Genomic DNA, 21,751 nt, shown 5'->3' on the forward strand with positions numbered 1-21,751 from the left:
GTACTACATGATGAATCAAGATTGTCTGATTTTGCTTGCATCATCCGAAGTCTCCGGACAATATAGTAACCTGAAACTGGATCAGGCAGACAAACAGCGTTTACAGAAAAATCCGCATTTAGCTCAGCGTACCGACTGGCAAAGCAGCCGGTTTTTGAAACAGCAACTTTCAGCTTTCTATAAACGGCTTTCTCTAACACATAAGAAAGGTTTTGCCGGTTTAATCGCCTGTTCTTCAATACAGCATATTCCAGGTATTGATATGGAGTATGCACAGGAACGTGATTTTATATCACTGGCAAAGCTCTGCTGTACAGATAACGAACAGAAATGGCTATCTGAACAGCAGAATCTATCTTGCTCTTTCTACCAGTTATGGACACTTAAAGAAGCATTGATTAAAGTCAGACACGGTCAGTTATCTGATATGCACCAATATAATTTAATACCTGACGGATATGATGGAATTTATATTCCGGCATTGGATAATCCGGTTCAGGCATACAGCTGTATTGTTGATAATTGCTGGCATATCAGTGTAGTCTATCCTGCTGTCTGCTCTGCATCCCCGTTAAATTGTACTTATGGATTTGGTCGCTGGCATAACTACAAATTTAACTGGCATCAATGGCCCGTTAGCTCATCCGTTTAAATATCAGAGATGAATTTACCCCTCCGAAAGCAAAATTATTATTCATAACAAACTCTGTATCAATTTTGCGGGCTTCGTTGACAACATAATCCAGCTCACCGCACCGGCTATCAATCTGATTAAGATTCAAAGTTGGTGCAAACCAGCCTTCATTCATCATGTGAATTGAAAACCATGATTCCAGTGCACCGCAGGCGCCAAGAGTATGTCCAAGATAACTTTTTTGCGAACTGATCGGCACGTATCCGAATACATCCGCCGTAGCAAGAGTTTCCGCAATATCTCCCTGTTCAGTTGCTGTACCGTGACCATTAATATAACCAACCTCAGCAGCCGGCAGATGCGCATCTTCAAGTGCCATCTGCATACAACGGCGCATTGTCGTACGTTCCGGTCGGGTGATGTGCGAGCCATCACTAGTACAGGCAAATCCCACAACTTCAGCATAAATTCTGGCTCCGCGTGCTTTAGCCATTTCGTACTCTTCCAGCACCAGAATACCTGCACCTTCACCAATAACCAGACCATCACGATCAGCATCATAAGGACTTGGTGATAGCTCCGGAGTCTCATTACGCAAACTTGTTGCATATAACGAATCAAACACGAAAGCTTCAGAAACACATAATTCCTCACCACCTCCGGCCAGCATCATATCAATTTTGCCAGATTTAATTGCTTCATAAGCATAACCAATTGCCTGATTACCTGAAGCACAGGCACTGGATGTAGGAATCACCCTTCCGGTCAGACCAAAGAAAATTGACAGATTAGCAGCCGTAGTATGCGGCATTATACGTACGTAGGTATTGGCATTAAAATTTGCAGAGCTGCCATTAAGAACAAGTTCGCTGATGTCGCGAATATCCTGCGGACTGCCTGTAGACGAACCACATGCTACGCCCATCCGCCCGTCCTTAATAGACTCATCTCCGAGCAGTCCTGCATCTGCCAGTGCATTTTCAGCAGCCTGTGTACACATCTGGGCTACTTTTCCCATACTGCGCAGTTGTTTGCGCGTCCAGTGTGCAGGAGGAGAATAGTCTGTCACCGGCGCAGCCAGTCTGGTATTTAAATCCTGATACCGATCCCAGCTTTCCATACGGACTACTTTATTTTTATAAGCCAGCAAACCGCTTTTAACTGTAGACCAGTCATTTCCCAGCGCGCTGACACCGCTCATGCCTGTAATCACAACACGTCTCAACATAAACCTCCGTTTACAGCCAGCACCTGCCGGGTAATGTAAGCAGCCTGTTCTGATACCAGAAAAGCTACTGCATGGGCTACTTCCTCTGCCCGTCCCATACGATTCATAGGTATAGCCTTCAGAATCTCAGCAACAGGTACATGTTCATCAATCATTTCTGTTTCGATCAGCCCGGGCGCTACACAATTAACAGTAATTTTGCGTCTGGCCAGCTCAACTGCCAGTGCCTTGGCTGCCCCAATCATACCGGCTTTGGATGCACTGTAATTTACCTGCCCCCGATTACCTATTATTCCGGAAACAGAAGCAACGCAAACAATACGCCCGGCTTTCCGCCGGCGTATCATGGGCATCATCAGCGGATGCAGTACATTGAAAAAACCATCCAGATTGGTATCCAGCACCTGATCCCAGTCATCGTTACTTAGTGCCGGAAAAGCGTTATCACGAGTAATACCAGCATTCAGTACCACACCATAATAAGCACCATGCTGTTCTATATCATTTAGTAAAACTTCCTGACAGGCTTGCCGGTCACTGATATCAAATGTCAGTATGCGGCTGTGAGAGCCAAATGCCGCTATTTCAGCAGCTACTTTTTCGGCATCAGCACGCCGGCTGCGGCAATGCAGTACAATATCCCAGCCAGCCTGAGCCAGCGTCAGTGCGATTGCTCTGCCGATTCCGCGTGCGGAACCGGTAACCAGAATGGTTTTATCATTATTCATCATGTATTAGATCATTTTCAGTAGGACTGTATACATTAAGTGCTGCTTCCGCCAGTAACTGATTCGGATTTCTGGCTTCATCACACAACCATAACTGGCTGTCAAAAACACCAAAGCCGTTTGTATCCTGTAAAGAAGCATGAATTTTAATTTGCAAGATAACGGGTACTGGTAATGCTGAAAAATAAAGTTGAAGCTTTCTTGTTCCCAGTAAGAAACCTAGCCGCACCGGTTCACCGGCATCATGAGCTAATGCTCCGGCCCATGCCGCTACGCCCTGCGCCATGATTTCCATTGCTGCCCATGAATGAAGACATTCTCCCTTTACCAGGATCTGATCTGGTTTTACGTATGCATAGGCTGTTAAGCTATGTTCATCATAATTTACAATTTCATCCAGTAGCACCATTTTGCCACTATGCGGCAGCAGGGAAGCCACATCATAAATCGGGGTTTGCATTATTGCTCCCCATAATCAGTGCGGTATTATTACCACCAAAAGCAAATGAAGTACTTAATGCTATGCGCGGACTATCAGCATTGAATGCTTCCTGAAATTGTGTCAGATGAATGAATGCTAATTCGGGATCAAGATTTGTTTTTGCCCGATGCGGGGGTAATTTACCATCAGGATTAATTTGGCGACTGATTACTGTCCATAAAAAAGCTGCTTCGAGTGCACCTGCTGCCCCAAGTGTATGACCAGTAAGTGCTTTAGTTGAAGCACAGGATACTTCCTCACCCAATTCGTTATGAATAGCCAGCGCTTCCATAGCATCATTCTGAGTAGTGCCAGTACCATGCAGATTAACCCAGCCAATAGCACTGGCCGGCAACTGTGCTTTATGTAAAGCCTGCTGAATTACTTTTCTGGCTCCTTCTGCATCAGGTCGCGGACTGGACATATGATAGGCATCACTGCTTGAACCATATCCTAATAGAGGCAGACCTCTGGACGGATTCCGGGTCATTACAAATACAGCTGCTGCTTCACCAATATTGATACCATCACGCATGGCGGTAAATGGCTGACATTGCCCGGAAGATAATACCTGTAATGCATGAAAACCATTAATAGTCAGCGCTGAAAGAGTATCTACTCCGCCACAAATTACAGCGTCGCACATACCAGTACGCAATAACCGTGCCGCACTTATGAGTGCTCGTGCTCCTGAAGTACAGGCAGTTGATATACCATAGCGGACATTACGCAGCTGATACATCTCAGCCACAAAATCTGCCGGTGAAGACATTAACTGCAAGGTCTGATTATAACCACTGTTTGCCCAGTCCTGCCGCGTAAAACCATACTCAATAGCGGCCCTGTTATCATCACTGCCAGTTGTCGATGTACCGAGTACAACTGCTACCCGATCGGTCCCATATTCAGTAATGGCAGCCTGAATGTCATCTTCAATCTGTAAAAGTGCGTGCCAGAGCAACTGATTATTACGACTACAGAAATTCGGATTCAATCCGGCCGGAAAAGGTCTTAATGCTGTCTGGACTGATCCGAATAAATATGATTTACCGTTTACCCAGAAATCGCTACGGGTAAGATAGCTGTCTGCTTCACCCAGCAAAGCACTTATATGCTCATGCACACCACAGCCGAGAGCACTGACCATAGCAGGACGACTTAGAAAAACCGGTTTATTCATCAGTCACCTCCCGGATTTTCCAATGCTGTTTATGCCATTCTATTTTTGCAGCCATACCATCTGTACCAGAAGAAACTCTTACATCATTCAGTTCAGCAGGTACAGACCAATGATACTGATGACCAAGATAAGCATAGACAGCAGTAAATAGCTGACGTGCTTTGGGATTAGGAGGTAAAAAACCGTCATTATGCCATTTCCCCCGTTGCAGAATCTGTCTGGATATCGGTGCGCCTAAACCATCAACCTGTACAAACCGCCATTGCTGCTCCGACAACGGTTCAATTAACAGCAGACTGTTACTACCATCTTTATCTGTAACCTGCAAAGTGAGCGTTTGCTTCAATACCGGTAACGAATCAATCACAGATAAACTTTGACAGGCGCTCAGACAAAACAACATCATCAGCCAAATAACAAAATTCTTTAACATATTTTGGCTTGACCACAAATTTCTGCCAGAACAGCCAAACGACGTTCTGAATTGATAACATAAGGGTTGGTTTCATCCCATGCATAGCCGGCAAGAATAGAGCTTATCATGCGTCTGATTTCAGGATTAATTTTTTCAGCATATATAACATCCTGAAAAGCTGTGCTATACCAGCCATTGACATAAGTCTTAAAGGTGTTAATACCTATCTGTAATTTATCAGCAAAATCCTGCTGCCAGTTTACTGTTTCTCCGGAAAACTGCCGGTGCAGTACATCTGTAGCCAGTTTGGCCGAATGCATGGCAATCGTTACGCCGGATGAAAAAACCGGATCAAGAAATTCTGAAGCATTTCCTAATAAAGCAAAGCGTTTTCCATACAGACTTTTAACGTTAGCAGAATAATTGCGTAAGGTCCGGAATGGTACATCGTTGTGCCATTGTGCATTGACCAGAATGCGTCTAAGCATTGGCACTTCACTGACAAATTTTTGTAAAATAGCCTCCGCTCCCTCTGCTCCATGATTGTTCAGACATTCCGGCAATCCGACCACACCAATAGAGGTACGATTGTTACTGAACGGAATAAACCAGAACCACACATCACGTAAATCAGGATGGGTACATATCAGAATTTTGTTACGGTCAAATACCGGATCTGTAACATTATCATCAATATGAGTAAAATAAGCCATGCGTTCAGGCAAGAAAGACGGCTGTTCCAGATCAAGCAATTTTGCCAATACCCGTCCGTATCCGCTGGCATCCAGCACAAATTGCGTCCGAATCTGATAAGGCATTCCCTGTGTATCCGTTACTGACAGAACAGCAGCATCCTCCTCAAACTCAATCCCGTTAACACTATGCTCAAAACGAACTTCTACGCCCTGTTTCTGTGCTTCACTAATAAGAATATGATCAAAACGCCCCCGCATTACCTGAAAGGTAGTACCCGGACCCGGTGAAAACTTATCGGTAAAATCTATAGTGGTATAGCGATTACCCCAGCTAAATGCCGCACCATTTTTAAACTGGAAACCATCGTCAACACCTGCATTTACTGCTTCCAGCATTCCGGCCTCTGCAATAAATTCCATGCAATGAGGTAACAGGCTTTCACCAATCACAAACCGGGGAAAAACTTGTTTTTCAAGTACACAAACCCGATAACCTTTTTTATTTAATAAAGCACCGGCAATAGCTCCGGACGGACCTGCACCAATTATTACTACATCAAACTGACTCATTACACCTCCCCCTGTTATCGGCTCCGGGCAACAAGGCCAGAGCCAGTATCATGCTAAAAAATACCCCAAGAGCAACACTGCGACCAAAACTGGCAATAGCCGGAGTTGCGCTGAAACCAAGAATAGCAAACGAAATCATTGTTGTTGTCGCAGCCAGCAATACACCGGCCAGACGTTCGGCTACTGCCATCTGTTTGACGGAAACATAGATTGCATAATCCATACCTATTGCCGTTACCAGAAACAGACCAAAAATAGCAAATAAAGACAATGGCCAGTCTGCATAAGCAAATACAGCCAGACAGGCTAATGAAGACAGAACAGGTACAGCCAGCATTAAAAGTCCTTTACGCCAGCCAAAAGCATAAGCCAGCAATACGATGGCCACCAGATAAGAAGCTATCTTCAAAGCAATTGCCTGATTTCGCGTATGTGTAAATAACTGATTTAATGCCTGTAAATTATTAACAAAATAAATACCGTTATTTTTATCGGCCAGCTTCTGTAAAGCAGTAACCTGACTTACTCCTGACAAACTGACAATAGCCGCAACTTTTCCGTTACTCATTTTGCCCAGATACAAATCCTGCCATGCGGTTCCCGGTTCATTATCAAGACTTTGGGAAATTGTTTGCAAAGGTAGTTTTTGTAAACCAGTCAGATAATCCCGGATACTGTGATCATCTATGCCCAAATTAACTAAATCACGCCAGTTATCTGTATTGCTTGACAGACGACTTACATCCTGCTGGCGCTGCTTTTGGATGCTAAGCGGCATAACCCACTGATCAAGAGACTGAAAACCAGATAATTGTTTTTGTATAACCAAATCCTGTAATGATTTGCCCAGAGTACGACTTTTCAGTAACAATTCATCATCATTATCTGCCTGTAATACAAAATACTGTCCGGACGGCATCGTCTGAGTAAGTAAACCGATTTTTTGTGCCTGTGCCATCCATTGTGGTGACAGATTGGCCCACTGGCGGATATCATCCTGAGTGTTCAGCCGCAATAAGCCTCCGCCAATAAGCAGCAGAATCAGTAATACCGGCCATTTTTTCTGTACCATAATCTGCCTCTTGCGGACGATAAATTTACCGAAAGACAACATGGCACTCAAAGCCTGAGGATAGATATATGCCTGAGTAGTAGAAAAAAATGCAGGTAAACAAAGTAAGCTGAATAAAAATGCACTAATCAGCGCAGCAGCAGAAAATATCGCCGTCTGCTGCAATATCGGCAAAGGTGTAATCAGTAAAGCCGCATAACCCAGTAAAGTAATAATCAAACTTAATAAAAAGGCTTTAGCTGCAATATGTAAAGCCTGCCAGCGATTCCATTGCTGCTGAATCACGCCACTGGCCAGCCAGTGCAAAGGAAAATCCAGCAATACACCCATCAAACTGGTTCCCACTACCAGAGTGAGAATATGGATATGTCCGAAGAGCATTACGGTAGCTGCCAGACCAAATAAGATGCCTACTGCCAGAGGAAGTAATAAATATAAAATACGCAGACTGCGGAAAAGCAACAACAGCAGCAGAAAAGTTAAGCCCATACCCAGTATACTCATATACTGGCTTTCCTTCTCTCCGGTGGCTTTATTTTCTGCGGCAAAAATAGCACCACCAGCCATCAGTACCTGCACATCCTGAGATGCCTGAGTATCATGAATTACTTTAAGAAGACCATCTGGTACATTAATCAGTCCGGCTTTTTCCGGTAAACGCGCCCGTAGTAAAACCCATGTAGTATCACCATCATCTATATTCAGCCAGCCCGTCTGAAAATTATAATAAACAGGTCCGTCCTGACTGGCCTGATGCATAATGATGTTACCCAGTCCGAGCCAGTCCTGATCAACAGGCAATATGCTACGCTCAGCAAACGGATTAACGAGTGTTTGCGCCTGTCTAGCAAAAGCTTCTTCAGGCTGATTGATAATATTGCGCCAGCTTTGTTCTGAAACGACAGCCAGGCTCAATCGTTGCATACTGGCCTGCAAAGCGGCAATATCTGGCTCAAGTTTACCTGTAACAGACTGGAATATATGACTATCCTGCCATTTTTGCTGAATCATCTGTGCCGCCTCAACCGCCTTGTCAGGCGATTTACTGCCCACTAAAACCACAATATCACGGTTCATGCGCTGATTCATGCGCATTTTAGCCATTTGCTGTGCCTGTGTATTCTGCCCGTCATCAGGCAACAGGCTGGTTAAATCAGTATCCAGACGATTCTGTTGCAGAAAGCTATAAAATAACGCTGCCGCCACAAAAAATATCAGCAGTAAATAAAGACCAGCCCAGACGCGTTTACGGTAAAACGGCATTTTGCTCAAACCTGTTCAGGGCTGTATTAATTTTCAAAGCGGAAAATGTAATTTCTGTACGATCGCCCTGCACTTCAGACAGTACAATTTTTTTCACCGACTCATCACCCTGAATATCAATTCTGGTGAAAATTTGTTTCATCAATACACTTTTCGGCTGTAATTGTAATTTCCAGTTTTGAGCAGTACCTTGCAACTGCATAGTAAACTGGCTTTGTATGCTATTGGTTTGCCCGGCAAGCAGATCCAGAAAAAGCTTTACCTGATTTTTTTGCGCACTGGCTGATTGTTTGCTGGCAATCCATTTATTATTGGCGTTTAGCTGATCAATACCTGATTTACGCACCCTCATGGTATCTGCAAAAGGTTTTTTCATCTGCCATAATAAGCCGGCTTTTGGTACCAGTACAAACTGTCCCTGTGCAATAATGGGTTTATTGGTACCGCGCAAAAAACGCTGCTGCGTGAAATCACCTTTTATATTTTGCGGCCGTTGCAATTGATTTTGTAGCTCAGTTAAATCAAAAGCCCATAACAATCCACTAAACAGGCAACACCAGCAAATAAATAAAATTTTTCTCAACATATTAATCTTCCCCTTTCAAACCATTTTGCATGGCATTTCGCACTGCCTGTAACCAGCTTTCAGGCGTCTGAAACTGAGTTTCCCGTGTCTGCATACACACAGCAACCTGCATACTTGATGCCTTGGTAAGCTTTTTGCCGCTGATAATGTCACTAATGACATAATCAAACTTCAAACAGCTTTCATATTCTTTTAATACAACTTCAACGCGGATTTTCTGTCCGAAAACAGCCGGTCGTACATACTTGAGATTCAGTTGCACAATCGGCCAGCCATAACCGTTGGTTTTCATGACGTTGTAATCATAACCTATAGCACTTAAAAAAGCACAGCGTGCTACTTCCAGATATTTGACATAATGTCCGTGCCAGACAATATCCATTGAGTCGACATCAAAGAAAGGTACTTCAATAATCACACTGTGCCGTAACTGCTTATATTGCTCTGTCATTCTGATTCCAAAAATCAAAAAAATTAAACCATTGTCTTGGTGCTTTACAGCAATAAGTACCTAACAATTGAGCATATTGCTGAACATATTGTTTAATACAATGCTCCCTTTTTTGCCGTTTCCAGTTCACATTTGCTGCAAAACGCTGAATATGTAAATGATACTTACCCTGCTGTTTAAAGCAGAACAAGGTATTGACTGGTACTTTTAATAATCCGGCTAATAACCATGGTCCCTGCGGCCAGTTTGCTGTCTGCCCGAGAAATGGGATGGCTACAATTTTCTCTCCTCTTACCGGTACACGGTCAGCAGCAATAGCCAGCCACTCACCACGCTGCACTCTTTCATTCAGCTCCATCATTACCTTTGTATCCAGAGATGTCACCTGAATTAAACGAATCCGTGAAGCACCGGCGTCTTTTAAAGCCTGATTAAATTTCACTGCATGGCTGCTATGAATCAGCACATTCAGTATAAGACTCTTATGTTTTTTGACTAATGCACGGCAGATTTCTGTATTTCCTAAATGTGAACAGACAAATATCTGACCCGTAGTACCTGCAACAGGCTGATCAATATACTGAGTAAGATTATCCGGATCATGAATAATCAGATCTTCATATCTGATGCGCCCCTGCCAGACCGCGAAGCGGTCGACTATAGCCTGAGCAAAAGCATAAAATTGCCGGAATACAGATCCTTTTACGGACAGAATCCGGGACAGCTCTGTATGGTTTTCTGCTAATAAATGCTGATAACAGGCAACATTTCGGCGTGCCGATGACGCGGTCAGATAAAAATATGCCACTACTATACAAACTATCGGTGACAAAAGCAGTACAGGACAATATTTAACCAGATAACGGGTCAGAAGCAAGGCAAAGCTACTTCCCCGTTCCTGCTGATTAGCCCAGTGTCGGATTGAATTAGCCATGGAGCTTCCTTTTCCGGCGCTGCCTCAAAATCTCCGGTAAATTCAATAACATATTGACAAATAAACGTGCATGCATTCTGGAAATCAGAACATTATCCTTCCAGACCCGAAAATGGGAAATACCATCGGAAGCATAAGTAATCGGGGTATCAATCCAGATAAAGACACAGCCCCGCCGATGCAGATGCACCAGAAGCTCAGCATCAAAATCCATGTAATTACCGATTTTTTTTTCTCTGATCACATCAAAGGTAGGAACCAGCGGATAAATACGGAATCCGCACATTCCATCTTGAATATCCATTGATAACGTATTTACTGCCAACCAGAAATTAGTAATTTTACGTCCATAAAGACGTGCTTTTGGTGTATCGTCATTGTAAACCGGTCGCCCGCAAATAACTGCATGAGGCTGTGCTTCAGCGGCAGTTATCAGTTTTTGCGTATCTTCCAGACAATGCTGTGCATCAGCATCTACCTGCAAAATATGTGTATAGCCATGTACGGCAGCATACTTTATGCCATCCTTAACCGCTGCACCTTTGCCACCGTTACTGGCACGATAAATTATTTCAATACCGGGTTGTAATAATTCACGTAATTGCGTACGAATTGTTTCATCAGAACCGTCATCTACAATCAGACAATCTATCCCGTAGCCCAGCATCGACTGAGCTACCTTACCTACTGTATGCAAATGGTTATAATGCGGAATCAATGCCAGCACTTTCATGATGCATCACTTTCACTATCAGGTATCACCAACCGGCCGGAAGTAATTTTTTTATCCTGCATTGTGCATTGAAAGGAAATTTTTCTGCGGACACAATCACGCTTAAATACCAGTTCAACAACATCAGCTGGCCGAAGAAAATGTTGAAATTTCAGATTTTCCATTTGTAACGGTGCCTGAACCAGCCACGAACATTGTTGTAGCAGTTCTATTATCCATTTAATCTGAATAACGCCCGGTACCAGATGAAATACATCGAAATGACCTTTGAAATACTCCAGATCCAGAGGGACCTGAATACGTAACCAGTATTCATCTGCAGAAATCATTTTCTGATCCAGAACAACAGGATTGATAACTGGCTGTAAAATGGCCTGTTGTACATCCTCCGGATTCAGTTTACTTTGTGTATTGCGCGGTAACACTGTTGTAAACCGCCAATGGCGCGGCAAGGCAATTTTTTCCTGACTTTTAGCCAGATAGTTTTTTAACTGATGAATAATAACTTTGCGCCCCTGTTTGCACCATTCCTGAATGCCGGCATCGGTCAAAGCCACCCATGCAGCAAGATGAGTACCCTCAGGATGCTTTAGAATATGAATATCAGCAACCCATTCATGCTGCATAAGCTGATTTTCCAGTTGCATAAGGGAAATACGTTTATCTGCCAGTTTGATAATCCGGTCTATCCTGCCTAACAAATCAAAACCATTTTCATGCTCCACCACTGCATCAGCCAGTAATTGCCCGGTAGTACAGCGCTGCGACTGAACAGACAAACCATTCTGACTAACGCTATAACTAATATCAGGAAAAAACTGCCAGTATGGCTGTTTGATTCGACTGGCTACTGCGCCAGTTTCAGTACTGCCATAAATTTCAATTACTTCAGAGCAGATATGCTCATGCAAAAAATCTTTATTGGTTTGTGCCAGTATTCCGCCGGCAGAAATAACAGCACTCACATGCCCTTTAGCCAGAGAGATATCATGAGTCTGCCGGAATGTATGCAGTAAAGTCGGGCTGCTGATCCAGATCACTTTTTTAAAAGCCTGACTAGTTACCAGCAATAACTCCGGAAAAATAAGGCGCTGGCGATAAAGCGGCAATCCCAGATACATGCTGAGCATAATAAGAAAGCTCAGCCCATACATATGCTGTACACTGACACTGCCCAGCACAACCGGCTGGTCTTTGATAACTGAATCCGGTAATACCGCTGCCAGAATCTGTGCCTCAAGACACAATACGTTCCAGTCTTTTTTAATCAGTTTGGCTTTACCGGTAGAACCTGATGTTTGCAAAAATACCGCGATATTATTTATTGGCTTTCTGTCAGATTCACTGTAACTCTGTGAAATCCATGCAGATGCCGGTAATGACGGAATATTTAGTTGATTATTAATTTCATCAGACAGATAAATATCTACAGTCTGCTCCAGCCACTGAGCATTTTCATCAGAAAGATTAGCCGGCAGATAAACATCTGTACCGGCCTGCACACATGCCAGTAAAGCGATAGCAAAATGAGCACTATCATCAAAATACAGACCGGCACGTTTGACAGAATGATCAGACAAATACTGGCTTAATGCCATTATTTGTGCCATGGCCTGCTGCCAGCTCAGGCTGCTCTGACCAGTAGTAAATAAAGCCTGACTTCGGGCCCGCTCTGCCCAGAATTGCTCTGACGTCATCATATTTATATTTTTAATATTAACTGCCGATACAGAAACTCTCCGCCAAACAGTATTCCCATCAGCAGATAAGAAATCAGCCCTGTATATACAGTCCATGCGTGCCAGTATTCACCGGTAATCAAACCAGCGGTAATTATGATATTCACACAAAAAAAACCGCACCATATCTGAGTAATACGTCTGGTATAGCGTACACCTGAAGCAGGCAGATCAGGACGCTGTAAGCGGGCAAGACGCTCAATTAAAGACTGCCGGCTATACAGACTTGCACCAAATACCAGCAAAAGCAGCGCACTTACCATTACCGGATACCAGTACATGGCTTTAGCTGAATGCAGCCATGCTAAAACGATAAACAGTAACATTACTGCACATGACAACAGCTTTTGTAATGGCTGACGATTAAGTAATGCCCGTAACAGCCAGATCAGCGCCATTAATACTGCAACCGGAATAACACCGGTGTATTTTTGACCAAAATACCAGATAAACGGGTAAAGGATACTGACCAGAACGAGTACAGTATTAATTACCGGATATAATTTAGGCATTCTCGGCCTGTTTGGCCTTGTTCATGACTGCCTGAATCACATCAGCTACCGTACGCACATTGCGAAAATCCTCTGCCTGTAATTTGTGTCCAGTCTGGCGCTTGATATAATCAATCAGATCAATGGCATCAATACTGTCAATTTCTAAATCTGCAAATAAATCGGCTTCCGGCTTGATTCGCTCTGGAGCAATTTCAAACAGATTTTCCAGTGCATTTGCCAGAATGGCATAAATTTCCTGTTCAGTCATACACAGGTTTCCCTTTTAAAATAAAAACAGGTTATCTTTAACGTTTGCTTTGGATGTAATTTGCTAATGTATTAACACTAAAAAAATACTCGCGCAGCTGGCTGCTGTCACTTTCCATTTGCAAACCAAATTTTTTCTGAATGGCCAGACCTAACTCCAGAGCATCTACTGAATCAAGTCCTAGACCATCATCCCCGAATAAGGCCATATCATCACCTATATCATCTGTTGTGATATCTTCCAGCCCTAAACTGTCAATAATTAATTCTTTAATCTGAATAACTAAATCGCTCATTTACTACTTTCTTCTACTGCATTCCTGCTGGAAATATTCCTGCAACTGCTGGTTAAGTTGTCTTGCCGCAATTGGCAAAGGTTTGCGTTGTAACCACTGCTGTGGATCGATATCATCACCAACATAAAAATCATAATGAATTTTCTGTTTTGGTATCTGATACCAGGGTTGGTTTTTTTTCAGTGCCGGCGGATTCATGACAATCACGACCGGAGTAATTACGCTGGCACTGCGTAATCCGATAGACACAGCACCACGATTAAAACAAATTTTATTATCCCATCCGGTACGTGTGCCTTCAGGAAAAATCAGCATACTCTGCCCGCTGCGCAGTATTGCATCCGCATCCTCAATAACCTGTAAGGATTCATCATTCGGTAAAAATCCACAGGCAAGTATCGAGTTTTTCATTACCGGATTATGCAACAAATCCTTCTTAACAATACAGTTGAGCACCGGTACTTTGGCCAGCATAAACACAACATCCAGTAATGAAGGATGATTCACTAAAATCAGTTGCCCGGGGCGACCCAAACGTTCAAAACCATGATAGCGGACAGCAATAACTCCTGTGATACTCAGATAACGGATAAATAACGCCCAGACAGATGCAACCAGCCGTCGCGCCTTTATCTGGCTGCCTGCATTTTTTCTTGCAGCAGGTAAGGTATAAGGCCACAGAATTATTTTAAACAGCAGCCCGAATACACCAAAAATTACAAAACCCATTGCTGTTGCACACCAGCGCCACAGCCAGTTACACCAATCCGTTAACCAATTTGCCACTGCCAGATACCTTGCTCCGCAGATTGATGACGCACCGGTTGCGCTGTAATCTGCTGTGTAATCCATTCCAGTGCACTACTGTAATAATTCAGTTCACCAGATAATAATTCGTTGCCAGTATCTGCTGTTGAATAAGTCAGGCTTACCTGTTCACCTCTGGTAATAATTAACCCCAGTGCCAGCGGAAACGGAGCACGTACAGCAGCTACGTTATATTCCTCAGCCAGAGGTTCTTCTACTACGACTACCAAAACCTGTGATGCCCCCTCTTCCAGCAGACCTACAGCCTCAGTAACTCCGATTTCCAAACCATTGTATCTGGCAGTCAGCGCAATACTTTCGCTCATATCACCCCGCATCAGCGACCATTGTCCGATAATGGCATTATGTACTGATAAGGCAAACGAAGTGGGTGATAACTCTTCTTGCTGTATCAGGCTTTTCCACAATTGAAAACTGCGGTTGATCTCACCATCATGAGAAACAAAAACTACCGGACAGGAAGCATCCTCTTGCAGCAGCGGCCATGACGCAGCAAACATCAAACGAGCAGCAGAGCTTAAGCGGCGTCTTTTCATTGCCGGCAAAAAAGATAAATCCACATCTTTAACCGGTAAACCACCTACATTTCTGCGCTGAGCAACCCATTTTTGCCAGTCTTCCGGCGTATGATGAAAAGGACTAACAGCATGCCAGTCAGATATTGAAAATTTCATATATCTGTTGAAAATCTTATAAACTTGGCATTATATGTAAATATATAACAATAAACAATAAGATTTTTTGTTAATTGTTAATGTCATTTGAATCAATTTAATTTCAATATATTTGGTAAATTTTAAAGTATTTGATTATACAATATTAAATACCATAAATATCTAATAGTTAATGATTAAAAATATTAAGAGTAAATGGTTAAATGTAATTTAAAATTTAAATTAAGTGTTAATTATTATTTGGATTTTAAATTAATTTATTTGCAGATATTAGTATATACCTATCAGCACATAAAAGCAGTGCTCCTCTGTTAAAGCGCTTATTTATGGAAATTTCAATGTCATATCCGCAAAGTAATGCACATCTAATCTTACTGATTACTTCGATAATAGTTTGCTAGTTAGTCTTTATTACTTATTGTTACCGTACCATAGACCATGAATATTTTCGTTGTGTCTGCCGAACCGGTATAGCAGCCTTCACCGCCGCTGAGGTAACACGCAAGTGCAGCAAATCCCCATGCATCATCCATAGAAATCTCAAGTTTGCGAGTGGTGAGTGCTTCCAGATTATATTCTGTACCAAAATCTCGTACTTTTTGTGCAGCTACACTGAGCGATTCACTGACTGACGGATGATCCCATCCCCATAACCAGGTATTGTCTTCAGTATTGTATGTACCAACTATTTGTACTGGGGCAGTTACCATCAGTTTTTTTTCATGACTGACAAAAGTAATCGTACCGGTATCAAGGTCTGCACTCCATTCAGCAGTATCAAGACCCCAAGTATCTATTGCTATCTGCGTGCGTAATTGTATCTCGTTATTTGCGCGTGCAATGGTAAGCTCTGGCTCGGAAAGCTCTGTTGTATGCTGATCAGTATTTTTCTCTTTGCTGCCAAAAAGTTTTTTTAAGAAATTACCCATGTTTTATCCCCTGTTTATAATGCTGGTTAAGAAACAATTATTTTACATAATTTATTGATTGTTATAACTAATTGAATTATATCACGATAATTATCAACTTCTAAATCAGTTTTATATAGTTAATTTAACAAAGTATATACCTACAATATTATTTAAGCATTATTATTAGATACTTACCACTTTATTAGCATGCATGACCGGATTAAATTTTTCGGCAGAAGCATCAACGATTTATTTTTAAGTTGATTCTTTTCTAAAAAACATTGATGCTCTGGCTAAAAAATGAATTCAATTTGTAAGCAATTTAATCCATTGCGGTTTTATTCGAGCCAGATTGCACTAAGCATACGTCCGGTTTTCCCGTCACGACGATAAGAAAAATAACGCTCACGCTGCAATACAGTACATTCCGTTCCACCATATACCTGATGCACACCGGCATCTGCGAGAGCCAGCCGTGCCAGAGCATAAATATCAGCCAGATAGTGCTCATTACTAATATCTGTAAATGCAGTCTGTGCCTTTGGCTGTTTCAGACAAAACACCTCCCATACCTCAGCGCCGACTTCAAAAGCTTCCGGTCCGATTGCAGGACCAAGATAAGCTAATATTTCCAGAGGGTTAACCTGCATAGCCTCTACAGTATTCTGCAATACTCCGTTTGCCAGCCCGCGCCAGCCGGCATGTGCAGCGGCAACTACTGTTCCGGCACGGTCACACAATAATACCGGCAAACAATCGGCTGTCATAATCGCACAGGCTGCCGATTCGCCGCGGTGACAAAAGCTTGCATCAGCATTGGCCGGTGTACCTGACTGCAATGCAGTTAACGCAGATACAGCATTAATAACATCTGCACTGTGCACCTGATTCAAATAAGCCAGAGGTTTTGCTACCTGTTGTTGTACTAATGCACGATTATGCTGCACGGCATCTGCGTTATCACCGACATGTGCTCCGACATTCAATGAACTGAACGGTGGCTGGCTCACACCGCCCTGACGTGTTGTAAACAAGGTATGCACACTGGCTGGTGCCGGCCATTGTGCATTAAAAAAGACATTTTTATTCTGATTCAGACCGAGTGCCCGATTCATGTCCCACTGATTCATTCCTCTGTCCTATTCGCGTACATAAATAACATCCACATCATAATCATCGTCGTCCCAGTCTTCATCTTCAGATGCTTCCGCACTCAGCCGCTGCTGCCATTGGTCTTCGGTTTTAATGGAAGAGTCCATGCCAGCCTGTAAACGCAGTACAGACAGTAAATGATAAATATCAGCCGGTAACGGAGCTTCAAATTGCATGTTCTCCTGAGTTTGCGGATGAATAAAACTCAGCCGGTAGGCATGCAGTGCCTGACGTGCCAGCATTTTAACAGCGTCTCTGACTTCTGTTGTGGCGTGATGGCGCGGATTACCATAAAGAGCATCTCCGGCAAGCGGATGTCCGGCAGCTTTCATATGCACGCGAATCTGATGAGTACGGCCGGTTTCCAGCTGACATTCGATATAGCTGAAATCGGCATAACGTTCGAGTACTTTTACATGCGTAATGGCCTCTTTGCCGCCAAAAGGGACAACAGCCATACGGGTACGATTATGCGGATCACGTCCGATCAGTGTTTCAATTTTACCGTCAAACGGCACTACCCCGTCAGCAACAGCACGATAGGTACGTTTGACTGTCCGTGCCTGTAACTGACGAACCAGATGAGTTTGTGCGACTATGGTTTTGGCAACAACCATTAATCCGCTGGTATCTTTATCCAGACGGTGCACGATACCGGCTCGTGGTACTTGTGTCAGTGCCGGGCAATACGCGAGCAGACCATTGAGTAATGTGCCCTGCCAGTTTCCTGCTGCAGGATGTACAACCAGCCCGGCCGGTTTATTCAGTACCAGTACACTATCATCTTCATATATAATATCCAGTGACATAGCCTGCGGTATGAAAGCCAGCTGACTTTCATCCTGCTGGATGGCTGCCTGTATGGCTTCGCCGCCAATCAGTTTATACTTGGGCGGGACTACGCTGCCATTGACTGTGACATGTCCGTCTTTTATCCACGCAGTCAGCCGGCTGCGGGAAAATTCCGGTGCCAGTTTTGCCAGTGCGGCATCCAGACGCAGGCCGGCCAGTTCATTAGGTACTGTCCAATTTTTATAACTTTGTGTACTATCATCTGCCGTAAATGGCAAATCATCGTTATAATCGTCATCATTCTCTAACAAAGAAGTGTCTTTCATGAAAAATTTGTTTTTGGCGGTGGCCTTAGGCCTGTTACTGAGTGCCTGTGCCAGCACAAGTACGGTAGATAAAGATTCCCAGATTACCCAGGACTGGTCAGTTCAGCGTCTGTACAATGAAGCACATGATGAGCTGATGCACCGTAATTATACTCATGCAGAGAAATTATACGAAATTCTGCAGGCACGTTTTCCTTATGGTTCTTATGCCGAACAGGCTCAGCTGGATACGGCTTATGCTTATTATAAGGATGATGAGAACGATAAGGCACTGGCTGCTATTGAACAGTTCCAGCGTCTTTATCCGCAACATCCGAATATGGATTATGCGCTATATTTGAAAGCGCTGATTCAGCTCAATGAAGACAAATCATTTGTCAGCAAACTGGCAAAACAGGACTGGTCTGACCGCGATCCTAAAGCAAACCGTGAAGCTTATGCTACTTTTGCTCTGCTCGTACAGTATTTTCCACAGAGCAAATATGCTGACGACGCCCGTGCCAAAATGCAGAAACTGCTGGATGCACTGGGTGGTAATGAACTCTCCGTGGCACGCTATTATATGAAGCGCGGTGCATGGCTTGCTGCGGTAGGACGGGCACAGACTGTCATTTCTCAATTTCAGAATACGCCAAATGTTGAAGAAGCTCTGGCAATAATGGTTTCAGCATATGCAAATCTGGGCGAGCAGAAACTCAGTGATGACACCAAACGTGTACTGGCACAGAATTTCCCGAACAGCCCGTATTTACAGAAACCATGGCAGGATCACAATACCATTCCATGGTGGCGTTACTGGAAGTAATTACGGCTGATATTCCGGTACTCAGTCTCAGATAAGCTACACTTCTTAATCAGACCAATTCGCAGGTATTGGTCTGATTTTTTGTATATGTACAATTGATTATTCTGCTCTGTATAGTTTTTGCACATGGTGCACAGAAGTAATCAGGACTTACAAATACAAGTAATCTTTATTCTTTTTTACAGCAAATATTTATTCAATATATTCGGAATTTCTGCAGGCATCGTTTCTGAAATTGAAAAGTATGTTTTGATTATTGTTACCCTGATTTCAGTTCAGAAAAAATTTTATACTTTTGGCAAATATTCGCGTGCTAACCAGCGAATCTGCATCTGTGCATCCGGTAATAATTTTTGTAATTTTGCCACAGCAGCTTCAGTCAGTAACTGTCCGCACATAAATATATCAATGGCAGCATAGTGATATTCAGGCCATGTATGGATACTGATATGTGATTCAGCCAATAACAATACACCCGTAACACCACCGTTGCCGCCGAAAGTATGAAAATAACTGGTAAGAATATGCGCCTGTGCTGCCTGCGCAGCCTGACGCAATAATTCTTCGATGGCAACAGCATCCTGCAACCAGTTACCGTTTGTTTGATAAACATCCAGTAAACAGTGCTGCCCTACACTATGACTAAGCTGTTTTATTTGTGCCATCGCCCGCTGCTACTATAATAATGCCCGCCCGAAGAGTTTGTATCTGTTTCATGCGCGGCATAATCTATCCATGTAAATGCAATTAATAGTATTGCAGCAATATAAATATTGTATTTCCTGGTTTTATTTAATTGACGAGTTTTTAATTTGGGCACAGTCGACAGTAAACTAAAAGCAAATATAAACACTAGCACCGCATCAATTCCATAGTCATAATCAGCCGGTCCGCCGACCAATATTATAAAAATTACCGGTAAATTTAAAACAACAAATAAAGCTATCCAGAAATTAGGGTTATAAATATTAAACAGAGAATTTATAAAGGTTTGCCGGGACCATTTTCTGATATTGTCGGCATTAAAATCTTTTGCTTTAATGCCTTGATGTTCACGCACAATTTCAACAGCTTTATCCCGCTCAAGGGGTTTTGCTTTAATACTGATATTTTTATCATTTTGAAACCATGCAGCCACCAGAGAAGCAGGGATGGTGCTGACCACAGACCATGATTGTTCGTTGTCCGTGAGCGTTGTAGACAGTTTATGCGCCTTGCAACCATAATCGATATAATACATTCTGTCGCCCGGAGCAACCTGCCAGTAAAATGCACCGGCAGCATACATTACATGGGCAGCATAATCATATAAAAACGGAATATCTTCTCTTTTTAAATCGAGCGGTTGCAATGGTCCGTTTAAAATAGGCCAATCGTCCAGTGTTGAAGCCATTGCCCATTGATTATTTTCCAGCTCCAGCAGCCATAAAAAGCCTTTTCTGGGTGAGTAAAGCAGATATTCAGTCCAGCCAAGACTGTCTTCTTCCTCTGTCTCTTCACGCATAACCTGAACATACAAAGGTACATCCGGAAAAGCTATCTGTACTGGTAATTCCACCAGTATCATTGCACCCAGTACCCACCAGTCTTCATTGTTGATACGTGCTTTACTGCCAATTTTAATGGTTAACTGACGCTCATACCATTCACGCTTCTCACTGATGTTTTTCTGTAATGCCGCGTCTTCACTCATATCCATCTGACCGTGGCAATACTGGCATAGTACGTAATCGGTTACTCCGCTTACCCAGAGAATTTCACCGCCGCAACTCGGGCATTTACCTCTTTTAGTTCTGCCTTTTACATAACCGGCCTGGCTGCGTATTTGTTCTTTTCTGCGAGTGTTTTGCAGTTTCAGTGATTTCAGGGTCACTCCCCGGCCTGCAAATACTTCAGGCTGTTGCTGACCGGATGAGTAATCCAGCGTAATAAATGACAAACCATTACGGCAATCAGCTGCTAGTGCTGTTTCAGAATTTGGCAGCGATACAGGTAACTCACCTTCAGCCACATACTGACCGCGGCTGGTTTTGTGAATATCAGCTACTGCATACCAACGTGACTGATACTTAAAAAATGTTTTACCGACTTTCAGACTACTGAATTCGGGTAATTTTTCCTCACCGGCAGATGCCGGCTGCAAACGGGTAAAAGCAAAACGGTCATTAGTTTCAGACAGCCATGCACTGCTGCCATCTTCTAACAGTGCATGCCACTCATTCCATAAACCTGCTTCATAATGTACTTGTATACGCCCGATCAGAATAAATGACTTACCCTGCCACTTACCGGTAGTACCGATTTGCAGCGGAGATAAATCATTCAATACTGCAGAATGGCGCCCTGATTGAAGCAGTTTATTCTGATTAACTAATAAAACAGAATGACAATAGCCGCAAACCGCAGTGACTGCGGTGGCTGAACGGATTCCGATTTCAGCCCCGCAGCTGGGACAGCTTGTGTGCAGCAGATAAGAGGATGAACTATTCATACTGCG

At 43.2% G+C, this 21,751-nt stretch carries 24 protein-coding genes; 2 read left to right on the forward strand and 22 right to left on the reverse strand.

Going from position 1 to position 21,751, the window contains the following annotated elements; translation table 11 throughout:
- Positions 1–7 precede the first annotated feature (7 nt).
- Positions 8–652, forward strand: a complete 645-nt coding sequence (locus tag H3U73_RS07045) for a 4'-phosphopantetheinyl transferase superfamily protein (protein ID WP_198190265.1) — start codon at positions 8–10, stop codon at positions 650–652.
- Here H3U73_RS07045 and H3U73_RS07050 read toward each other — a convergent pair.
- The 20 genes from H3U73_RS07050 to rluD all read right to left on the reverse strand — a co-directional run bounded on the left by H3U73_RS07050 (position 636) and on the right by rluD (position 18,449).
- The gene (locus H3U73_RS07050) at positions 636–1,862 is read right to left on the reverse strand and encodes a beta-ketoacyl-ACP synthase (protein ID WP_084553267.1); all 1,227 of its coding nucleotides are present in this window, start codon (positions 1,860–1,862) and stop codon (positions 636–638) included. The genes H3U73_RS07045 and H3U73_RS07050 overlap by 17 nt on opposite strands.
- Entirely contained in the window at positions 1,856–2,590 is a 735-nt protein-coding gene (gene fabG / locus H3U73_RS07055) for a 3-oxoacyl-ACP reductase FabG (protein ID WP_025330068.1), read from the reverse strand. Before fabG ends, H3U73_RS07050 begins: the two co-directional genes overlap by 7 nt.
- Positions 2,583–3,050, reverse strand: a complete 468-nt coding sequence (locus H3U73_RS07060; RefSeq protein ID WP_084564751.1) for a hypothetical protein — start codon at positions 3,048–3,050, stop codon at positions 2,583–2,585. Before H3U73_RS07060 ends, fabG begins: the two co-directional genes overlap by 8 nt.
- On the reverse strand, positions 3,031–4,251 hold the full coding sequence (locus H3U73_RS07065; protein WP_198190266.1) for a beta-ketoacyl-ACP synthase: 1,221 nt from the start codon (positions 4,249–4,251) through the stop codon (positions 3,031–3,033). Before H3U73_RS07065 ends, H3U73_RS07060 begins: the two co-directional genes overlap by 20 nt.
- Positions 4,244–4,684 (reverse strand): hypothetical protein, encoded by a 441-nt coding sequence (locus H3U73_RS07070; protein WP_100115774.1) that lies wholly within the window; start codon positions 4,682–4,684, stop codon positions 4,244–4,246. The genes H3U73_RS07065 and H3U73_RS07070 overlap by 8 nt, the downstream gene beginning before the upstream one ends.
- Positions 4,678–5,931, reverse strand: a complete 1,254-nt coding sequence (locus H3U73_RS07075; protein WP_084551340.1) for an NAD(P)/FAD-dependent oxidoreductase — start codon at positions 5,929–5,931, stop codon at positions 4,678–4,680. The genes H3U73_RS07070 and H3U73_RS07075 overlap by 7 nt, the downstream gene beginning before the upstream one ends.
- Positions 5,918–8,266, reverse strand: coding sequence for an MMPL family transporter (locus H3U73_RS07080; protein WP_198190267.1), 2,349 nt, complete (start codon positions 8,264–8,266; stop codon positions 5,918–5,920). Before H3U73_RS07080 ends, H3U73_RS07075 begins: the two co-directional genes overlap by 14 nt.
- Positions 8,250–8,852, reverse strand: a complete 603-nt coding sequence (locus H3U73_RS07085) for an outer membrane lipoprotein carrier protein LolA (protein WP_078474300.1) — start codon at positions 8,850–8,852, stop codon at positions 8,250–8,252. The genes H3U73_RS07080 and H3U73_RS07085 overlap by 17 nt, the downstream gene beginning before the upstream one ends.
- A gap of 1 nt (position 8,853) precedes the next feature.
- Positions 8,854–9,303: a thioesterase family protein gene (locus tag H3U73_RS07090; RefSeq protein ID WP_084551338.1), complete on the reverse strand. Its 450-nt coding sequence runs from the start codon at positions 9,301–9,303 to the stop codon at positions 8,854–8,856.
- The gene (locus tag H3U73_RS07095; protein ID WP_078474298.1) at positions 9,287–10,237 is read right to left on the reverse strand and encodes a glycosyl transferase family 2; all 951 of its coding nucleotides are present in this window, start codon (positions 10,235–10,237) and stop codon (positions 9,287–9,289) included. The genes H3U73_RS07090 and H3U73_RS07095 overlap by 17 nt, the downstream gene beginning before the upstream one ends.
- Positions 10,230–10,970 carry a glycosyltransferase family 2 protein gene (locus H3U73_RS07100; protein ID WP_084564741.1) on the reverse strand — a complete coding sequence of 247 codons (741 nt, stop codon included), beginning with the start codon at positions 10,968–10,970 and terminating at the stop codon, positions 10,230–10,232. The genes H3U73_RS07095 and H3U73_RS07100 overlap by 8 nt, the downstream gene beginning before the upstream one ends.
- Entirely contained in the window at positions 10,967–12,670 is a 1,704-nt protein-coding gene (locus H3U73_RS07105) for an AMP-binding protein (protein WP_172397397.1), read from the reverse strand. The genes H3U73_RS07100 and H3U73_RS07105 overlap by 4 nt, the downstream gene beginning before the upstream one ends.
- Before the next feature lie 2 nt (positions 12,671–12,672).
- Positions 12,673–13,221, reverse strand: a complete 549-nt coding sequence (locus H3U73_RS07110; RefSeq protein WP_198190268.1) for a hypothetical protein — start codon at positions 13,219–13,221, stop codon at positions 12,673–12,675.
- The gene (locus H3U73_RS07115; protein ID WP_025330056.1) at positions 13,214–13,471 is read right to left on the reverse strand and encodes an acyl carrier protein; all 258 of its coding nucleotides are present in this window, start codon (positions 13,469–13,471) and stop codon (positions 13,214–13,216) included. The genes H3U73_RS07110 and H3U73_RS07115 overlap by 8 nt, the downstream gene beginning before the upstream one ends.
- A 37-nt stretch (positions 13,472–13,508) precedes the next feature.
- Positions 13,509–13,766 carry a phosphopantetheine-binding protein gene (locus tag H3U73_RS07120; RefSeq protein WP_037392583.1) on the reverse strand — a complete coding sequence of 86 codons (258 nt, stop codon included), beginning with the start codon at positions 13,764–13,766 and terminating at the stop codon, positions 13,509–13,511.
- A 3-nt stretch (positions 13,767–13,769) separates the two neighbouring features.
- On the reverse strand, positions 13,770–14,495 hold the full coding sequence (locus H3U73_RS07125; RefSeq protein ID WP_232336239.1) for a 1-acyl-sn-glycerol-3-phosphate acyltransferase: 726 nt from the start codon (positions 14,493–14,495) through the stop codon (positions 13,770–13,772).
- Positions 14,496–14,536: 41 nt separating this feature from the next.
- Positions 14,537–15,268: a beta-ketoacyl synthase chain length factor gene (locus tag H3U73_RS07130; protein ID WP_037392580.1), complete on the reverse strand. Its 732-nt coding sequence runs from the start codon at positions 15,266–15,268 to the stop codon at positions 14,537–14,539.
- A gap of 401 nt (positions 15,269–15,669) precedes the next feature.
- The gene (locus H3U73_RS07135; RefSeq protein ID WP_174829805.1) at positions 15,670–16,197 is read right to left on the reverse strand and encodes a DUF6882 domain-containing protein; all 528 of its coding nucleotides are present in this window, start codon (positions 16,195–16,197) and stop codon (positions 15,670–15,672) included.
- 320 nt (positions 16,198–16,517) lie between these two features.
- Positions 16,518–17,309: a peptidoglycan editing factor PgeF gene (pgeF, locus tag H3U73_RS07140; protein WP_084551316.1), complete on the reverse strand. Its 792-nt coding sequence runs from the start codon at positions 17,307–17,309 to the stop codon at positions 16,518–16,520.
- Between the two features lie 9 nt (positions 17,310–17,318).
- Positions 17,319–18,449: a 23S rRNA pseudouridine(1911/1915/1917) synthase RluD gene (gene rluD / locus H3U73_RS07145; RefSeq protein ID WP_084551314.1), complete on the reverse strand. Its 1,131-nt coding sequence runs from the start codon at positions 18,447–18,449 to the stop codon at positions 17,319–17,321.
- Between rluD and H3U73_RS07150 the strand changes: the two genes are divergently transcribed.
- Positions 18,448–19,254, forward strand: coding sequence for an outer membrane protein assembly factor BamD (locus H3U73_RS07150; RefSeq protein WP_038648650.1), 807 nt, complete (start codon positions 18,448–18,450; stop codon positions 19,252–19,254). The genes rluD and H3U73_RS07150 overlap by 2 nt on opposite strands.
- 287 nt (positions 19,255–19,541) lie before the next feature.
- Here the strand turns inward: H3U73_RS07150 and speD are convergent, their stop codons facing one another.
- Positions 19,542–19,919, reverse strand: coding sequence for an adenosylmethionine decarboxylase (gene speD / locus H3U73_RS07155; protein ID WP_084551310.1), 378 nt, complete (start codon positions 19,917–19,919; stop codon positions 19,542–19,544).
- The gene (locus H3U73_RS07160) at positions 19,907–21,745 is read right to left on the reverse strand and encodes a DUF4178 domain-containing protein (RefSeq protein ID WP_084551308.1); all 1,839 of its coding nucleotides are present in this window, start codon (positions 21,743–21,745) and stop codon (positions 19,907–19,909) included. The genes speD and H3U73_RS07160 overlap by 13 nt, the downstream gene beginning before the upstream one ends.
- Positions 21,746–21,751 lie beyond the last annotated feature (6 nt).

Source organism: Snodgrassella sp. W8124 (genome assembly GCF_016100875.1).
GTDB lineage: Bacteria > Pseudomonadota > Gammaproteobacteria > Burkholderiales > Neisseriaceae > Snodgrassella > Snodgrassella alvi.

What these genes read in the sequence shown, in the direction of transcription:
- H3U73_RS07045 (WP_198190265.1), top strand. Translation starts at nt 8, where the DNA reads ATGATGAATCAAGATTGTCTGATTTTGCTTGCATCATCCGAAGTCTCC.
- H3U73_RS07050 (WP_084553267.1), bottom strand. Translation starts at nt 1,862, where the DNA reads ATGTTGAGACGTGTTGTGATTACAGGCATGAGCGGTGTCAGCGCGCTG.
- fabG (WP_025330068.1), bottom strand. Translation starts at nt 2,590, where the DNA reads ATGAATAATGATAAAACCATTCTGGTTACCGGTTCCGCACGCGGAATC.
- H3U73_RS07060 (WP_084564751.1), bottom strand. Translation starts at nt 3,050, where the DNA reads ATGCAAACCCCGATTTATGATGTGGCTTCCCTGCTGCCGCATAGTGGC.
- H3U73_RS07065 (WP_198190266.1), bottom strand. Translation starts at nt 4,251, where the DNA reads ATGAATAAACCGGTTTTTCTAAGTCGTCCTGCTATGGTCAGTGCTCTC.
- H3U73_RS07070 (WP_100115774.1), bottom strand. Translation starts at nt 4,684, where the DNA reads ATGTTAAAGAATTTTGTTATTTGGCTGATGATGTTGTTTTGTCTGAGC.
- H3U73_RS07075 (WP_084551340.1), bottom strand. Translation starts at nt 5,931, where the DNA reads ATGAGTCAGTTTGATGTAGTAATAATTGGTGCAGGTCCGTCCGGAGCT.
- H3U73_RS07080 (WP_198190267.1), bottom strand. Translation starts at nt 8,266, where the DNA reads ATGCCGTTTTACCGTAAACGCGTCTGGGCTGGTCTTTATTTACTGCTG.
- H3U73_RS07085 (WP_078474300.1), bottom strand. Translation starts at nt 8,852, where the DNA reads ATGTTGAGAAAAATTTTATTTATTTGCTGGTGTTGCCTGTTTAGTGGA.
- H3U73_RS07090 (WP_084551338.1), bottom strand. Translation starts at nt 9,303, where the DNA reads ATGACAGAGCAATATAAGCAGTTACGGCACAGTGTGATTATTGAAGTA.
- H3U73_RS07095 (WP_078474298.1), bottom strand. Translation starts at nt 10,237, where the DNA reads ATGGCTAATTCAATCCGACACTGGGCTAATCAGCAGGAACGGGGAAGT.
- H3U73_RS07100 (WP_084564741.1), bottom strand. Translation starts at nt 10,970, where the DNA reads ATGAAAGTGCTGGCATTGATTCCGCATTATAACCATTTGCATACAGTA.
- H3U73_RS07105 (WP_172397397.1), bottom strand. Translation starts at nt 12,670, where the DNA reads ATGATGACGTCAGAGCAATTCTGGGCAGAGCGGGCCCGAAGTCAGGCT.
- H3U73_RS07110 (WP_198190268.1), bottom strand. Translation starts at nt 13,221, where the DNA reads ATGCCTAAATTATATCCGGTAATTAATACTGTACTCGTTCTGGTCAGT.
- H3U73_RS07115 (WP_025330056.1), bottom strand. Translation starts at nt 13,471, where the DNA reads ATGACTGAACAGGAAATTTATGCCATTCTGGCAAATGCACTGGAAAAT.
- H3U73_RS07120 (WP_037392583.1), bottom strand. Translation starts at nt 13,766, where the DNA reads ATGAGCGATTTAGTTATTCAGATTAAAGAATTAATTATTGACAGTTTA.
- H3U73_RS07125 (WP_232336239.1), bottom strand. Translation starts at nt 14,495, where the DNA reads ATGGGTTTTGTAATTTTTGGTGTATTCGGGCTGCTGTTTAAAATAATT.
- H3U73_RS07130 (WP_037392580.1), bottom strand. Translation starts at nt 15,268, where the DNA reads ATGAAATTTTCAATATCTGACTGGCATGCTGTTAGTCCTTTTCATCAT.
- H3U73_RS07135 (WP_174829805.1), bottom strand. Translation starts at nt 16,197, where the DNA reads ATGGGTAATTTCTTAAAAAAACTTTTTGGCAGCAAAGAGAAAAATACT.
- pgeF (WP_084551316.1), bottom strand. Translation starts at nt 17,309, where the DNA reads ATGAATCAGTGGGACATGAATCGGGCACTCGGTCTGAATCAGAATAAA.
- H3U73_RS07150 (WP_038648650.1), top strand. Translation starts at nt 18,448, where the DNA reads ATGAAAAATTTGTTTTTGGCGGTGGCCTTAGGCCTGTTACTGAGTGCC.
- rluD (WP_084551314.1), bottom strand. Translation starts at nt 18,449, where the DNA reads ATGAAAGACACTTCTTTGTTAGAGAATGATGACGATTATAACGATGAT.
- speD (WP_084551310.1), bottom strand. Translation starts at nt 19,919, where the DNA reads ATGGCACAAATAAAACAGCTTAGTCATAGTGTAGGGCAGCACTGTTTA.
- H3U73_RS07160 (WP_084551308.1), bottom strand. Translation starts at nt 21,745, where the DNA reads ATGAATAGTTCATCCTCTTATCTGCTGCACACAAGCTGTCCCAGCTGC.